The 16259-nt window shown below is 60.4% G+C and carries 13 protein-coding genes and 1 pseudogene; 8 read left to right on the top strand and 6 right to left on the bottom strand.

The features are described 5' to 3' along the window. Positions 1–118: 118 nt before the first annotated feature. Complete coding sequence (locus LOY38_RS13790; protein WP_258700496.1) at positions 119–991, bottom strand: LysR family transcriptional regulator; 873 nt, start codon at positions 989–991, stop codon at positions 119–121. 78 nt (positions 992–1069) lie between these two features. Here LOY38_RS13790 and LOY38_RS13795 point away from each other — a divergent pair, with 78 nt between their 5' ends. Continuing rightward, positions 1070–2017, top strand: coding sequence for a DMT family transporter (locus tag LOY38_RS13795; protein ID WP_258700497.1), 948 nt, complete (start codon positions 1070–1072; stop codon positions 2015–2017). Between the two features lie 244 nt (positions 2018–2261). Beyond that, positions 2262–3338 carry a 4-hydroxyphenylpyruvate dioxygenase gene (gene hppD, locus LOY38_RS13800; RefSeq protein ID WP_258700498.1) on the top strand — a complete coding sequence of 359 codons (1077 nt, stop codon included), beginning with the start codon at positions 2262–2264 and terminating at the stop codon, positions 3336–3338. 95 nt (positions 3339–3433) lie between these two features. On the opposite strand, the gene rarD is transcribed toward hppD, so the two are convergent. Both rarD and LOY38_RS13810 read right to left on the bottom strand, forming a co-directional pair. Beyond that, a complete protein-coding gene (gene rarD / locus LOY38_RS13805) occupies positions 3434–4312 on the bottom strand; it encodes an EamA family transporter RarD (protein WP_258700499.1) in 879 nt (292 codons plus the stop codon). A gap of 226 nt (positions 4313–4538) precedes the next feature. Beyond that, entirely contained in the window at positions 4539–5552 is a 1014-nt protein-coding gene (locus LOY38_RS13810; protein WP_258700500.1) for an aldo/keto reductase, read from the bottom strand. A 445-nt stretch (positions 5553–5997) separates the two neighbouring features. Here LOY38_RS13810 and LOY38_RS13815 point away from each other — a divergent pair, with 445 nt between their 5' ends. Continuing rightward, positions 5998–6357 (top strand): DUF6124 family protein, encoded by a 360-nt coding sequence (locus tag LOY38_RS13815; protein WP_258700501.1) that lies wholly within the window; start codon positions 5998–6000, stop codon positions 6355–6357. A gap of 208 nt (positions 6358–6565) precedes the next feature. Here the strand turns inward: LOY38_RS13815 and LOY38_RS13820 are convergent, their stop codons facing one another. Continuing rightward, positions 6566–7876, bottom strand: coding sequence for an MFS transporter (locus LOY38_RS13820; protein WP_258700502.1), 1311 nt, complete (start codon positions 7874–7876; stop codon positions 6566–6568). A 169-nt stretch (positions 7877–8045) separates the two neighbouring features. Between LOY38_RS13820 and LOY38_RS13825 the strand changes: the two genes are divergently transcribed. From LOY38_RS13825 to LOY38_RS13840, 5 genes and pseudogenes are all read left to right on the top strand, one after another. After that, entirely contained in the window at positions 8046–9167 is a 1122-nt protein-coding gene (locus LOY38_RS13825) for a sugar diacid recognition domain-containing protein (protein WP_258700503.1), read from the top strand. Positions 9168–9454: 287 nt separating this feature from the next. Beyond that, positions 9455–10597 (top strand): glycerate kinase, encoded by a 1143-nt coding sequence (locus tag LOY38_RS13830; protein WP_258700504.1) that lies wholly within the window; start codon positions 9455–9457, stop codon positions 10595–10597. Between the two features lie 329 nt (positions 10598–10926). Continuing rightward, positions 10927–11694 (top strand): annotated as a pseudogene (locus LOY38_RS30335) (MCP four helix bundle domain-containing protein); the annotation flags it as partial. Further along, positions 11689–12552, top strand: coding sequence for a methyl-accepting chemotaxis protein (locus LOY38_RS30340; RefSeq protein ID WP_408980629.1), 864 nt, complete (start codon positions 11689–11691; stop codon positions 12550–12552). The pseudogene LOY38_RS30335 and the gene LOY38_RS30340, both read left to right, overlap by 6 nt. 40 nt (positions 12553–12592) lie before the next feature. Beyond that, positions 12593–13780 carry a pyridoxal phosphate-dependent aminotransferase gene (locus LOY38_RS13840; protein WP_258700506.1) on the top strand — a complete coding sequence of 396 codons (1188 nt, stop codon included), beginning with the start codon at positions 12593–12595 and terminating at the stop codon, positions 13778–13780. A gap of 145 nt (positions 13781–13925) precedes the next feature. Here LOY38_RS13840 and LOY38_RS13845 read toward each other — a convergent pair whose 3' ends face one another. Next, a complete protein-coding gene (locus LOY38_RS13845) occupies positions 13926–14903 on the bottom strand; it encodes a D-glycerate dehydrogenase (protein WP_258700723.1) in 978 nt (325 codons plus the stop codon). A 21-nt stretch (positions 14904–14924) separates the two neighbouring features. Next, positions 14925–16223, bottom strand: coding sequence for an MFS transporter (locus LOY38_RS13850; RefSeq protein ID WP_258700507.1), 1299 nt, complete (start codon positions 16221–16223; stop codon positions 14925–14927). Positions 16224–16259: the final 36 nt, after the last annotated feature.

Here is a 16259-nt window from a genome sequence, read left to right on the forward strand (position 1 = left end):
TCGGCGCTTAAAGTGGTTAGTTAATGATCACTTAATGCACTAATCAATTCTGCGCCGGGCATCGGCCGACCGAACAGATAACCTTGCAGGAAGTTCACTCCGTTGCCGCTTATGCCGCTCAGCGATCATTCAGGCTCGAAGCCAGTTTGATAAAGGCCAGCGTTGCAGGTGATGACTGACGCTGATCGAGGACCGCCAGGCCAACCTGGCGACTGATCGGTGGTGACAGCGGTTTTTTCACGTAGCGACTGTCGTTGTCGTCAGGCAATGACCCTTCGGCGACGACGGTCAGGGCATCGCCACGGCCTACGGTGTCCAGCGTGCTGAGCAACTGCGAGCAACGATAGCGAATGTTCGGCGTCAACCGCGCCGCATTGAATAACCGCGACACCAGTTCCGAAGACCCGGCTTCGGTCAATACGAAAGGGTCGTGGCACAAGTCGCTCAGGCTCAAGCTGTCGCGACCGGCCAGCACATGACCGGCAGGCAGCAACGCGACCATCTGGTCCTCGATCAGTGCAACGGTGTCGAAACGCTCTTGGGGCAACACCACAAAGCCGATGTCGATACGCCGCTCTTCCAGCCACTGGATCACCTGGCGGTCCGGACCTTCGTCGATGTGAACCTCGATGCCAGGGTGGGCGGCGCGGTAATGCTGCAAGATTCTCGGCAGCAGTTTGATCGATGAGGTGGGGCCGAACGAGCCGATGCGCAGGGTGCCGCGCTTCATTCCACGGGCATCGGCCGCTTCCTGGCGCAAGGTGTTGGCCAGCCCGAGCATCGCCCGGGCGCGCAACAATAGCTGCTGGCCGATGTCACTCAGCTCGACCTGGGACTGATGCCGACGCAGCAGTTCGACGCCCAACTCCTGTTCCAGCGACTTGAGCGCGTGGGAGACCGCGGATTGAGAGATTCCCAAACGATGGGCCGCCGCCGTGAAGCCGCGCAGTTCGGCCACCAGCGAGAAAATCTCCAGCTGAGTCAGGGTCATGAGTATTTACTCATTTTACGATGATCAATCATTAGTCAAATGATACGCCATGTGCCCAGTTTCTGGTGGTGGAGACTTATGACTACGTGTGAACAGACCCTTTCGAGTCCTTCGGATGTATCGGTTTATCTAAAACTGGCGGCGGTCACCATGATCTGGGGCGGGACGTTCGTCGCCGGGCGGTTTCTGGCCGACAGCCTCAGTCCGTTGTTGGCGGCGAGCCTGCGGTTCTTGCTGGCGAGCATGGCGTTGCTGCTATTTGTGCTGTTGGCGCGGGTGCCTTTGGTGCGGCCCAGCCCTCGGCAATGGCTGCAATTGGCGCTGCTGGGTTTTTTCGGGATCTTTTTCTACAACCTGTGCTTCTTTTATGGGTTGCATTACATCAACGCGTCACGGGCGTCCTTGATCGTGGCGCTGAACCCGGCAGTGATCGGCCTGGCGTCGTGGTTGTTGTTCAAGGAGCGACTGAGCGGGGCGAAAGTGGCCGGGATCGCGATCTGCATTGCCGGTGCCAGCCTGGTGATTGTCAGCCGCAATCCGCAGCTCTTGGCCGGCAACGCCGATGCCTGGATCGGCGATCTGTTGATCTTCGGCTGTGTGCTCGGCTGGGGCATTTATTCGCTGTTCTCCAAAGAGCTGAACCAAACGCTGGGGCCGGTGCAGACGGTGACGTATTCGATTTTGCTGGGCACGCTGATGCTCTGGGTGACCAGTGCCGTGCGGGGTGAGCTGAGCATCGCGGCGCTCACCGAACTCGGCACGCAACAGTGGTTGAGCCTGATGTACCTGGGCGTGCTGGGTTCGGCGTTGGCCTACATTGGTTATTACGACGGTATCCGCAAAATCGGCGCGACGCGTTCGGGCGTGTTCATCGCCCTGAACCCGCTGACGGCCGTTCTCCTCGGCGCATTGTTGCTGGGTGAGCAACTGACTCTGGCGATGTACCTGGGGGGCGGGCTGATCCTGGCAGGGATTTTTCTGTGCAACAAACCGCTTGCGCAAGCCACGAAAAGGGGGATTTTATAAGAAGGCGGACAAACTGATTTACGCTGTGTAGAATCCAGTTACGCATATAAGAATAATCGTCTTCTGGCAGCAGAAGCCTCGCCCGCAAAAGCCTTGGGTCGACAATGAAGATATTTGGGTTTCAATTGATCTACGGTGACTTCCTCGCCCGCAGCGTACGGGGCATCTCCTGCGCGCCACCCGCCGGTCTCAGCATTGCTAGCAACTAACATTCGTTAATTGATAAAAATGATGAGGCGCCAAAATGGCAGATTTATACGAAAACCCAATGGGCCTGATGGGCTTTGAGTTCATCGAATTCGCATCGCCGACCCCGAACACCCTGGAGCCGATCTTCGAGATCATGGGCTTCACCAAGGTCGCGACCCACCGCTCCAAAGACGTGCACCTGTATCGCCAGGGCGCGATCAACCTGATCCTCAACAACGAACCCCACAGCGTGGCCTCGTACTTCGCGGCCGAGCACGGTCCGTCGGTGTGCGGCATGGCGTTCCGCGTCAAGGATTCGCAAAAGGCCTACAAGCGAGCCCTGGAACTCGGCGCCCAGCCGATCCACATCGAAACCGGCCCGATGGAGCTGCATCTGCCGGCGATCAAAGGCATCGGCGGCGCGCCGCTGTACCTGATCGACCGTTTTGGTGAAGGCAGTTCGATCTACGACATCGACTTCGTGTTCATCGAAGGCGTGGACCGCAACCCGATCGGGGCCGGTCTGAAGATCATCGATCACCTGACCCACAACGTGTATCGCGGTCGCATGGCCTACTGGGCCAACTTCTACGAGAAACTGTTCAACTTCCGTGAAATCCGCTACTTCGATATCAAAGGCGAATACACCGGCCTGACCTCCAAGGCCATGACCGCGCCGGATGGCATGATCCGTATCCCGCTGAACGAAGAATCGTCCAAGGGCGCCGGGCAGATCGAAGAGTTCCTGATGCAATTCAACGGCGAGGGCATCCAGCACGTGGCGTTCCTCAGCGACGACCTGATCAAGACCTGGGATCACCTGAAAAGCATCGGCATGCGCTTCATGACACCGCCGCCAGACACCTACTACGAAATGCTCGAAGGCCGTTTACCGAACCACGGCGAGCCGGTCGATCAACTGCAAGCGCGGGGCATTTTGCTGGATGGCTCGTCCGAGGCGGGCGACAAGCGTCTGCTGCTACAGATTTTCTCGGAAACCCTGATGGGGCCGGTATTCTTTGAGTTCATCCAGCGTAAAGGCGACGATGGCTTTGGTGAGGGTAACTTCAAGGCACTGTTCGAATCCATCGAGCGTGACCAGGTTCGTCGGGGTGTGCTCTCCACTGACTAAGCTGGTTCAGCTGTAGAAAAGCCCGGTCAGCAGCAATGCTGGCCGGGCTTTTTTGGGCTGACGCAGCCCGCGCACAGGAGGCGTCATCGCTTGGCTTATCGTCGAAGACGCATCAAATGCTTGAACCCTTCAAACACCAACACCACCACCGCCAGCCAGATCGGAATGTAGGTCAGCCATTCGCCGGCCTTGATGCTTTCCCCCAACAGCAACGCAACGCCGAGCAACAGCACGGGTTCGACGTAACTCAACAGCCCGAACAGGCTGAACGGCAGCAGCCGGCTGGCTATGATGTAGACCACCAGTGCTGAAGCGCTGATCACGCCGAGCAGCGGAATCAGCAGCGACAGCCACGGATGTTGGTCGAAGACGCCGAAGCCTTGTTCACCTCCCAGCACGAACCAGAGCGCCACCGGCAGCATCAAGGTCATGTCCAGCCAGAGCCCGCCGAGGTTGTCTGTTGCAAGGTGCTTGCGCAGGATGAAATAGATCGGATAGCCGACCACCACCAGCAAAGTCGCCCAGGAAAAACCGCCGACCTGATACAACTCATTGAGCACGCCGAGACTGGCGAAGAACACGGCTATTGTCTGCAGGTAGGAAAGACGTTCGCCATAGGCGATTCGCCCGGTCAGGACCATGGACAGCGGCAACAGGAAATACCCGAGCGACACATCAAGGCTATAGCCGTTGAGCGGCGCCCACATGAATAGCCAGAGTTGCAGGCCCAGCAGCGTTGCAGAGCCGATCAGGCCGATGATCAATTTCGGCGTGTTGATCAGCCGGCCAAGCAGCTCCACCACACGCTTCCATTCGCCGGACACCACCATGAACACAGTCATGCACGGCGCGGTCAGCAGCATCCGCCAACCGAAGATCTCCACGCCGCTCAAGGGTGAAAGCAGCGAAGTGTAGTAATACATGACGGCAAACAGCATCGAGGCTGTGACCGATAGAGCGATGCCTTTAGACAAACTGCCCTCGCGAGGTTGAACGTGAAACGGGTGCGGAGGATACGTGGTTTTCGAAGCGAATATTGTCCGAACGATCAACACCCAACGAGTGTGGCAGAAGCACAGGCAAATGGTGGATGCAAAACCGCCATCGCGGGCAAGCCCGCTCCCACAGTTGATCGTGATTGACTGTAGATCTGGCGGGCCACACAAAACCCTGTGGGAGCGGGCTTGCCCGCGATTAATCTCAAGCCGTACGCGGTTTACGACCTGACACAAAGTGGCTGACGTCATTGAACCCCGGCGTCGACGAATGCCCTGGTGTCACCAACGAATCAATAAACGCCTCGTCCTCAGCCGTGATCTTCACTGCCTGCGCCTTGGTGTAGGCGTCCCACTGTTGTTCGGTGCGCGGGCCGACGATGGCCGAGGTGACGGCGCTGTTGTTCAGCACCCAGGCAATGGCGAACTCGACGATGCCCACGCCACGACCCTGGGTGTACTCCTGGATCTGTTGGGCAATGCGCAAGGACTCGACCCGCCATTCGGTTTCCAGAATGCGTTTGTCCTGGCGACCGGCGCGGCTGTTGGCGTCCGGTGTCACATCCGGCGCGTACTTGCCGCTGAGCACACCGCGCGCCAGCGGACTGTAAGGCACCACGCCCAGGCCATAGCTTTGCGCGGCGGTGAGCTGCTCGGTTTCCGCCTGACGGTTGACGATGTTGTACAGCGGCTGGCTGATGACAGGCCTGTCGACACCGAGTTTGTCGGCGATGCGGATGACTTCGGCGATACGCCAGCCACGGTAATTCGACAAACCCCAGTAGCGGATCTTGCCCTGGCGGATCAAATCGCCGATGGCAGACACCGTGACGTCCAGCGGCGTGTCGTGGTCTTCGCGGTGCAGGTAATAGATGTCCAGATAATCGGTGCCCAACCGCGTCAGGCTGGCGTCGATGCCGTTGAACAGGTGCTTGCGGCTCAGGCCGCTACGGTTCGGCACGCCGTCCACCGGGCCGTAGCCGACCTTGGTGGCGAGTACCCATTCGTGGCGGCGGCTGGCGATCGCTTCACCGACGATCTCTTCGGAGCGGCCGTTGGTGTAGACGTCCGCGGTGTCGATGAAGTTGATGCCCTGGTCCCAGGCCTTGTCGATGATTCGCAGGGAGTCTTCGGTGCTGGTCTGTTCGCCGAACATCATGGTGCCCAATGTGAGGGTCGACACCTGTAAACCCGAATGACCCAGCGTGCGATAGCTCATGAGGAAATCCTTTTACCGGTCAGAAAGGCCTAATCAAATACCAGAACCGTGGCCGGGAGCAATCTGAATTATCGGCTCCTACGCTGGATAGGTGGCAATAAACAGCAATGTTTAAAAGGCATCGATGGATGCTCTCAGAGGCTACGCATTCTTGCGCCGTTGCCTACGACTGCGCCAGAATCCGCCGGCTAGTGCGCCTTGAGCCCGGGCTATATCGTTTCCTTGTCGCTGAAAAACAGCGATCGGGTTTGGTAGCCCGGGTCTCTATTTTCAAAGCACGACCTTTCGCCGAGATTTTTCGTCTCGTCTTTATGGTGGTCATGCGCAGGGCGCCTTCGGGCGCGCCGTTTTCCTGGAGCCCGGTCTACCAACCTGCGTCTGGCCACCACCCTTCGTTTGGTAGCGAGAGTGATGGCTCCTTTTAAGTGCTTTAGGAGTTTCATCTATGTTCAAACCAACGCCAAATCCTCCGGAAACAGACGACGTTTCCCCCTACGAATCCCTCGATTCCAAAAAACTCCACGAAGCCGCCGACCGCGCCCTCGACCACTACCTCAAACCCCCAACTCCCCAAGACACCAAGCGCAAACCCAGCACCATTTACCATGTCGGCGCGAAGGTCGATAACGAAACCCTGCTGGTCAACGCCTGCGAATCCCTGGCGTCAGCGAGCGTGATGCTCAGTGAGTTCGCCGGGTTGATGGATATGCCTCATCGCAACATGATGCTGGGGATTCAGCAGGTGGTCATGCTCGGCGAGTTGGCGGTCAACCGGGTGCTGGATAACCTCGATCCTCAGAACTGAGCGATCCACTGTGGCGAGGGAGCTTGCTCCCGCTCGGCTGCGCAGCAGTCGTAAAACCAGCGAATGCGGTTTATCTGATGCATCTGGGTTGAATGGTTTTGGGGTCGCTTCGCAACCCAGCGGGAGCAAGCTCCCTCGCCACAAAAGCATTTGCATATGCCCGAAATGAGAAACGGCCCGAAAGGGCCGTTTTTGTTTTTGCTGAACCTTAAACCCGCAACGTCCGCGTCATCCGCAACGCCAGCAAACTCCCGCAAACAATCACACCCGCCAGCAGATACAACGCCGCATCGGTCGAACCGGTGCTGTCCTTGACCCAACCCACCAGATACGGGCTAAGGAAACCCGCCATCTGCCCCATGGAGTTAATCAACGCCAACCCACCGGCAGCCGCACCGGCGCTGAGCATCGCCGTCGGCACCGGCCAGAACATCGGCAAACCGGTGAGGGCGCCCATGGTGGCGAGTGTCAGCCCGAGGATGGCGATGGCCGGGTTGGCGGCGAAGTTCACCGCGATCAGCAGACCGACTGCGCCCATCAGCATCGGCACCACCAAATGCCAGCGACGCTCTTTGCGCAGGTCCGCCGAGCGACCCACCATCAACATGAACACCGCCGCCAGCAAGTACGGAATCGCGCTGAGCCAACCAATCACCAGGTTATCGCTGAAACCCAGGTTCTTGATGATCGACGGCAACCAGAAGTTGATCGCATAGACGCCGCTCTGGATGCAGAAATAAATCAGGCCGAAGGCCCAGATCGCCGGGTTTTTGAACACCGCGCGCAGGGAGTCGGTGGTGGTTTTCGGTTTGCTGGCCAGGTCTTCTGCGTGATCGGCCTCAAGCACCGAACGCTCGTAAGGGGTCAGCCACTTGGCGTTGGCGTAACTGTCGCTGAGCAGGAAGTAGGCGAGGGCGCCGAGGATCACCGTCGGAATACCTTGCAGCAGAAACATCCACTGCCAGCCGGCCAAACCTGCCTGGCCGGCGCCGAAGTGGTTGAGGATCCAGCCGGAAAACGGGCTGCCGAGCAGGCCGGACACCGGGATCGCCGACATGAACAGCGCCATGATGCGGCCACGGCGGAACGTCGGGAACCACTGCGAAAGGTAGAGCACCACGCCGGGGAAGAACCCGGCTTCGGCGGCACCGGTGAAAAGGCGCAGGGTGTAGAACTCGGTGGGTGTGGTGACGAACAGCAGGCAAGTAGAGAGCATGCCCCAAGTGATCATCATCAGCGCGATCCAGCGTCGCGGGCCGAATCGGGTCAGGGCCAGGTTGCTCGGTACGCCGCACAGTACGTAGCCGATGAAGAAGATTCCGGCGCCTAGGCCGTACACGGTTTCGCTGAATTTCAGCGCGTCGAGCATCTGCAGTTTGGCAAACCCGACGTTCACCCGGTCGAGGTAGTTGAACAGGTAGCAGATGAAGATGAAGGGAATCAAACGCAGGGTAATGCGTTTGTAGACGGCGTTCTTGTCGTCAGCGTTGGCCAGGGTAGCTGTGGCGCTCTGTGACATGGCGGGCTCTCTCTTTATTATGATTTTTTGCGATGCGAGGGTAACGTTGATCGCCCAGTGAGTCTCGGCCACCCCTTGGGTGGTTGTCTTTGTGCCTGAGCACAGGGTTTGCGACCAAGGCCTGTGCGGGTGAACAACCCGCTCCATCACGTTTTCAAGGACCCGCGCTATGTTCGAACTCGATCACGACCTGGCCCAGGACATCGTCGACCGGGCGATGGCCATCCTGCCGTACAACGTCAATGTCATGGACAATCAGGGGCTGATTCTCGGCAGCGGCGAGCCGGAACGCATCAACACCCGCCATGAAGGCGCGCAACTGGTGCTGGCCAACGGGCGCGTGGTGGAGATCGACGCGCAAACCGCGATTCACCTCAAAGGCGTGCAGCCGGGGATCAACCTGCCGCTGTTACTCGATCGGCGTTTGATTGGTGTGCTGGGTCTCACCGGCGAACCCGAGCAATTGCGCACCTACGCCGAACTGGTGCGCATGACTGCCGAGATGTTGGTGGGCCAACGCAATCAACAGGCCGAGCAGCAATGGCGGCGCCAGCGTTGCGACGATCTGCTGGCGCTGCTGCTCAGCGAAGCGGGGGATTCGCCGCGGTTGCTGGACGAAGCGCAGCAACTGGGGCTCAAACCGCGGTTGACGCGGGTGCCGTACCTGTTCGAGTTGGGCCTGGAACACGGCCCGGGCCAGACCGTCGAAGCGCTCAGCGCCTGGTTGATGTCGCGCTACCCGGACAGTTGGTGCGTGAGCTCGGCCAAATCTTCGTTGCTCTGGTGCCGACCGGCCACGCCTGCGGTCGAGAACGAGCGGCTGCTGGAGAAACTCGATGGCCTGGGCTGGAACATTTTACGCATCGCCGTGGGCGGGCAGGCTGATGGATTGTCGGGGTTGCGCCGCTGCTATCGGCGGGTCGGTGATTTGCTGGCCTACGGACGTGATGTGTTGCCGCACTCGCGTTTGCTGACCCTGAACCGTTATCGGTTGCCAGTGATGCTCTGGCGGCACCGCAACGACGATGCGCTGGATGAACTGCTGCGGCCGCTGCGCAAAGTCATCGCCAAGGATGGTAACGGCCAACTGCTGGCGACCCTGCGCAGTTGGTGCGAGCACGACGGCCAGAGCCAGGCCTGTGCCGATGCCCTGGGCATCCACCGCAACAGCTTGCGTTATCGCATGGAGCGGATTGCCGAGCTCAGCGGCGTTGATCCGCTGAAGCTGGACGGGATGCTCGCGCTGTACCTCGGCGTCCAGCTCCTGCCCCAGGCAGACGCCAACCCATGAATCACACAATTCCCTGTGGGAGCGGCGGTGCGGCGATCCGACTTACCCGCGAAGAAGCCATCACGTCCAACATGCTTGGTGACTGACACACCGTCATCGCGGGCAAGTCGGATCGCCGCACCGCCGCTCCCACAATGATTTGTGGTGGTGCACAGATTTGTGAACGACGCTGCATCCGCAGGGTTTTGTGGAAATGAACAATAATCCTCATGGCCGCTTGTGCAACGGACCGGCGTTATTGTTCATGGCGGCTGGCAGCATGGATGCATTGGAACTGGAGAATTCGCATGAAAATCGTCATCGCCCCCGATTCGTTCAAGGACAGCCTGAGTGCCCAAGGTGTGGCCGAGGCCATTGCGTTGGGATTGGCGCAAGTCTGGCCGGACGCGCAATTGCTCAAGTGCCCGATGGCTGACGGTGGGGAAGGCACGGTCGAGTCGATTCTGGCCGCGTGCGATGGAGAACTGCGCCGCACCCGTGTTCGCGGGCCATTGGGTGCAACGGTCGATGCCGCTTGGGGCTGGTTGCCGCAGAGCCACACTGCAATCATCGAAATGGCCGAGGCCAGTGGTCTGCAATTGATCCCGCCTAACCTGCGCGATGCGTGCACCAGCAGCACCTTCGGCACCGGTGAATTGATCCGCGCCGCGCTGGATGCAGGGGCGCAACGGGTGATTCTGGCGATTGGTGGCAGCGCCACCAACGATGGCGGCGCCGGGGCAATGCAGGCCCTGGGTGTGAAACTGCTGGACGCTCAAGGCCAAACCCTGGCGCCGGGCGGTCTGGCCCTGGCGCAACTGGCCCGTCTCGATCCGAGCGACATCGACCCGCGTCTGGCCAAGGTGCGCTTCGACATCGCCGCCGACGTCGATAATCCGTTGTGCGGCCCTCACGGCGCGTCCGCGATTTTCGGCCCGCAGAAAGGTGCGTCGCCCGAGCAAGTCCTGCAACTGGACCACGCTCTCGGGCATTTTGCCGAGCTCTGCGCGCAACCCCTGGGCAACGACGTGCGCGATGAACCGGGCAGCGGCGCGGCGGGTGGCTTGGGGTTTGCGGCGAAGGCGTTTCTCGACGCGCAATTCCAGGCCGGTGTGGAAGTGGTCGCCGAACTGGTGGGGTTGGCCGAAGCGGTCAAAGGCGCCGACCTGGTGATCACCGGCGAAGGTCGTTTCGATGCCCAAACGTTGCGCGGCAAAACGCCGTTTGGCGTGGCGCGCATTGCACGCCAGCACGGTGTGCCCGTCATTGTCATCGCCGGCACCTTGGGCGAGGGGTATCAGGCCCTGTACGAGCATGGCATCGATGCGGCCTTTGCATTGGCGAGCGGGCCGATGACATTGGAGCAGGCCTGCGCCGAGGCACCGCGTTTGTTGCGTGATCGCGCCAGTGACATCGCACGGGTTTGGCGGGTGGCTACCCGAAGCAATTGAACACCGCAGCGCTTGTGGGAGCGAGCCTGCTCGCGATAGCGGCGGGTCAGCCAATATTGATGTTGAATGTGCCGCCGTCATCGCGAGCAGGCTCGCTCCCACAAGGGCTGCATCTCGCGTGGCATGTGTTTCACCGCTGAAACACTTCTGTTCCCCATGGAAAATATTTCTCCAGCCCTCTGCAAAAAACCTCAACTGCGGCCGATACAACGAATAGGCGGACACACACCTATTACAACAGTGGCGCCAAACTGAAAGGCACGCGCCATCGCCCGCCCGACAGTGATCACGGCAAGGATGCTCGCCGCTTCAATTACCGAGATCATCCTATGTCACTGCGTAATCTGAACATCGCGCCTCGAGCTTTCCTGGGTTTCGCCTTCATTGCCTTGCTCGTTATCGTGCTGGGTGTGTTTGCGGTGAGCCGCATGTCGATCATCCGACAGGCCTCCGTGGACATGCAAAGCAATCAGCTACCCAGCGTCGGCTTCCTGGGCACCATGACCGAAAACGTGCTGCGTCTGCGCATTCTCTCATTCCGGGTTCTGGTGAACCGTGAGCCCGCGAGCCTGCAAGAAGCCGAAACCCGAATCGGGGTGCTGGTGGACAAGGTCAAGCAAGCGCAGGCCGGTTATGCGGCATTGCCGGCTGACGGTGAGGAAGCGGCGTTATTCAAGACATTTTCGGTCACGCTGGACAAATACCTGCAAGCCGTGCGCGAGATGACGGATCTTTCGCGGCAGAACAAACTGGAGGAAATGCGCAACCTGATCAATACCCGGGTCAAGGAAGGCACCGATCAGATGGGCGAGCAGTTGAACAAGCTGATCGCCATCAACAAGGCTGACGCGACGGCGGCCGACGTCGAGGCCAACGAGCAGTATGCCTTTGCCACCAACGGCATCATCGTGGTCTCGGTGGTTGCGGCCTTGATGACCGTGCTACTGGCCTGGCTGTTGACCCGCAGCATCCTCACGCCGCTGAACCGTGCTGTGCTCGCAGCCGAAACCATTGCCGGCGGCAACCTGAGCAAAGTCATTGAGGTCGACGGCAACGACGAACCGGCCCGTTTACTCGGCGCCTTGTCCGCCATGCAGACCAACCTGCGCAAAACCATTGAGCAGATCGCCGGCTCCGCGACGCAACTGGGTGCGGCCGCTGAAGAACTCAGCACCGTGACGCAAGAAGCGTCCCGTGGCCTGCAACAGCAAAACAACGAAATCGAACAGGCGGCCACCGCCGTCAACGAAATGACTGCCGCGGTGGAAGAAGTGGCGCGCAATGCGGTGTCGACTTCAGAAGCCTCGAACCAGTCGACCCAGGCGGCACACGAAGGTCGTAACCGGGTGGTGGAAACCGTCGACGCCATTCAGACCATGACCCACGACGTGCGAAACACTGCGCTGATGATCGAGGGCCTGGCCGCTCAGGGGCGCGACATCGGCAAAGTGCTGGACGTGATCCGCGCCATCGCCGAGCAGACCAACCTGCTGGCCCTCAATGCCGCGATTGAGGCCGCCCGTGCCGGGGAGGCCGGGCGTGGCTTTGCGGTGGTGGCGGACGAAGTCCGGGCGCTGGCCCATCGCACCGCGCAATCGACCCAGGAAATCGAGAAAATGGTGGCCGGCATTCAGAACGGTACCGGTGAAGCGGTTTCGTCGATGCAACAAAGCAATCAGCGCACCCAAAGCACCCTGGAAATGGCCCGCGCCGCAGGTGTCGCCCTGGAGCAGATCACTCAATCGATTCAGCTGATCAACGAACGCAACCTGGTGATCGCCAGCGCTTCGGAGGAACAGGCTCAGGTGTCCCGTGAAGTCGACCGCAACCTGGTGAACATCCGTGACCTGGCCACCCAGTCGGCCGCCGGTGCCGATCAGACCAGCGCCGCCACCCACGAACTGTCGCGGCTGGCGGTAGATTTGAACGCAATGGTGGCGCGTTTCGTGATTTGAGATAGGGTTGAGACTGGACCTCGCGCGTTAGGAGAAGTACATGCGCTATTCAGCCTTGACCCAACGAATCTCCGGTGACGGAGCGGCAGCCTGGAAGATTCATGATCGAGCGCTGGAGCTGCGAGAGCAGGGCGTCGACGTGCTGCTGCTGTCGATCGGCGATCCGGATTTCGACACCCCGCTGCCAATCATTCACGCCGCCATCGACAGCCTGCTGGCCGGCGACACCCATTATTCGGATGTACGCGGCTCCCACACACTGCGCAGCAGCATCGCCCGCCGTCATCAGCAGCGCAGCGGCCAGGAGGTGGATGCCGATCATGTGATCGTGCTGCCCGGTGCGCAGTGCGCGGTGTATTCGGTTGCGCAGTGCCTGCTCGATCCGGGTGATGAAGTGATCGTCGCCGAGCCGATGTACGTCACTTATGAAGGGGTGTTCGGCGCCTGCGGGGCTCGCGTGGTGCCGGTGGCCGTGCGTCCGGAGAATGGCTTTCGGGTCGAACCGGCGGATGTCGCGGCACTGATCAGCCCTAAAACCCGGGCTATTCTGCTCAACAGTCCGAACAATCCTTCCGGTGCCAGCCTGTCGTTGAAGAGTTGGCAGGCGTTGGCTGCGTTGTGCATGCAGCATGATCTCTGGCTGATCAGCGATGAGGTCTACAGCGATTTGTTATTTGAAGGCGAACACATCAGCCCGGCCAGCCTGCCCGGCATGGCCGAGCGCACGGCGACCGTCAATAGTCTGTCCAAATCCCATGCCATGACCGGCTGGCGAGTGGGTTGGATGATCGGCCCCAAACCGCTGGCCGACCACGTGATGCATCTGTCGTTGTGCATGCTGTTCGGGATTCCGGATTTCGTCCAGAACGCCGCGCAGGTGGCGCTCGATAAAGACTTGCCTGAAGTGGCGCTGATGCGCGAGGAGTATCGCCAGCGCCGTGATCTGGTGTGCGCGAGCTTGAGCGGTTGCCCGGGCATTCGGCCGATCAAGCCCGATGGCGGGATGTTCGTGATGGTCGATGTGCGCCAGACCGGCCTTGGTGCCCAAGGTTTCGCCGAGCGCTTGCTGGAAGGTTATGGTGTGTCGGTGCTGGCCGGTGAAGCCTTCGGGCCAAGTGCGGCGGGGCATATTCGCATTGGGCTGGTGGTGGATCAGGTGAAGCTGGCGGATGCGTGTCAGCGGATTGCCTTGTGTGCGGTGGATTTGTTGCAAGTGCGGCGGGCTTGAGGGATTTGTGTTGTTTGGGCTGGCCTCTTCGCGAGCAGGCTCGCTCCCACAGGGGATCTGCCTTGGGCACAAATTCGGTGTGCGCCGCAGATCCAGTGTGGGAGCGAGCCTGCTCGCGATGGCTATCTGAAAAACACCAAATCCCTTAACCCTTCCACGCTCGCCCATTCACCAGATTCATCGGCCGCTCCCCAGCCAACGCCGCCAACAGATTATCCACCGCACACCGGGCCATGGCCTCCCGTGTCTCATGGGTCGCCGAACCGATATGCGGCGTCGCCACCACGTTGCTTAACTGCAACAGCGGCGAGTCATGGTTCAGCGGCTCACGCTCGAACACATCCAGCCCGGCAGCGCGAATCCGGTTCTGCTGCAATGCCTCGATCAGCGCCGCTTCGTCCACCACCTTGCCCCGGGAAATGTTGATGAAGATGCTCTGCGGGCGCATCAAGGCGAACTCCCTGGCGCCGATCAGCTTTTCGGTTTCGGCGGTCAGCGGCAAGGTCAGGCAAATGAAATCGGCCTGCTGCAACAACTCGGTCAGGCTGCGGTATTGCGCATTGAAGCGCTGTTCCACCGCCGGTTTCGGCGAATGGCTGTGATACAGAACCGGCATGCCAAAACCGAAGTGCCCGCGTTGCGCCAACGCCTCGCCAATCCGCCCCATGCCGATGATGCCCAGCGTTTTGCCGTGCACATCGCTGCCGAAATGCGCCGGGCCGATGTTGTGGTTCCACTGGCCGGCGCGAACCATGTTCGCCAGTTCCACCACGCGCCGGGCGCTGGCCAGGATCAGCGCGAAGCCGGTGTCGGCGGTGGTCTCGGTCAACACGTCGGGGGTGTTGCTGAGCAAAATCCGCCGTTCGGTCAGGTAGCCGATGTCGTAGTTGTCGACGCCGACGGACACGCTGGCAATGGCTTCCAGGTTCGGCGCCAGATCCAGTAACCCGGAATCCAGTTTCAGGCTGGCGCCGAGCAACCCTTGGGCGCGGGGCAGGGCGTGGCGCAGCTTGGCCAGGCCCTCGGCGTCGAGGCTGTCGATCAACGTCACCTCGGTCTGCTCATGCAGGCGAGCCATCAGCAGTGGCGAGAGTTTCTTGTACAGCACCACCTGTTTTTTCATCGTCGTCATATCAACATCCATTCAGGAATGAGTCGCCATCGGCCGGGCCGTCGCAGCCTTGGCCACGCCCCGGTCACTGGCGCCGGGCTTGAGGAAAATCGTCAGCACCACCGACAGCAGCAACGCGCCGCTCATCAGCAGATAGGACGCACCGGGCGATCCGGTTGAGCTGTTCAGGTAACCGACCAGATAAGAGCCGCCAAACGAACCGAGTGCGCCCATGCTGTTGATCAACGCCATGGCGCCACCGGCCACGTTGGCCGGGAGGATTTCCGGGACGATGGCGAAGAACGGGCCGTACGGGGCATACATGCAGGCGCCGGCAATCACCAGCAGGGTGTAGGACCACCAGAAATGTTCCGCGCCCAGGGCGTAGGAGCCATAGAACGCAATCGAGGCGATCAGCAGCGGTGGCCAGACAAAGCGTTTGCGCTTTTGCAGTTTGTCCGAGCCCCAGGACACCAGTAGCATGCCGATCACCGCCGCCAGGTACGGCAACGCCGACAGCCAGCCGGCCTCGATCATGTCCATTTGCGCGCCGGCCTTGAGGATCGACGGTAGCCACAGCACGAAACCGTAGACGCCGATGCTCCAGCAGAAGAACTGCAAGGCGAGGATGATCACCTTCGGCGAACGGAAGGCTTCAGCGTAGTTTTTTACCGCTTTGATGCCGACTTGCTCGGCGGCCAGGGCGCTTTCCAGGTCCTGCTTCTCCTGGTCGTCGAGCCACTTGGCCTGAGCCGGACGGTCATCGGCCAGACGCCACCAGATAAACGCCCACAACACTGCCGGCAAGCCTTCGATGATGAACATCCAGCGCCAGTTGAAATGCTGGATCAGGTATCCCGACACCACCGACATCCAGAGCATGGTCACCGGGTTGCCGAGGATCAGGAAGGTGTTGGCGCGCGAGCGTTCGGCACGGGTGAACCAGTGGCACAGGTACACCAGCATCGCCGGCATCACCGCGGCTTCGACCACCCCGAGCATGAAGCGAATCACGATCAGCCAGTAGGCGTTGGAGACGATCCCGGTCAAGGTCGCCAGGCCACCCCAGAGGATCAGGCTGACGAAAATCAGCTTCTTCACGCTGTGTTTCTGGGCGTAGATCGCGCCCGGGATCTGGAAGAAGAAATAGCCAAGGAAGAACAGCGCGCCGAGCAGGGAGGACAGGCCTGGGGTGATCATCAGGTCCTTGGCCATGCCGGAGGCGGCGGCGAACCCGTAGTTGGCGCGGTCCAGATACGCCAGGCTGTAGGTGATGAACACGATGGGCATGATGTACCACCAGCGGCGGGTGGCCAGTGTTGCGGTTTTCATAGTGGTGCTCCTGAGCTTGTTGTTTTTGTCGCAGCA

It is taken from the genome of Pseudomonas sp. B21-015 (genome assembly GCF_024749285.1).
Lineage (GTDB): Bacteria > Pseudomonadota > Gammaproteobacteria > Pseudomonadales > Pseudomonadaceae > Aquipseudomonas.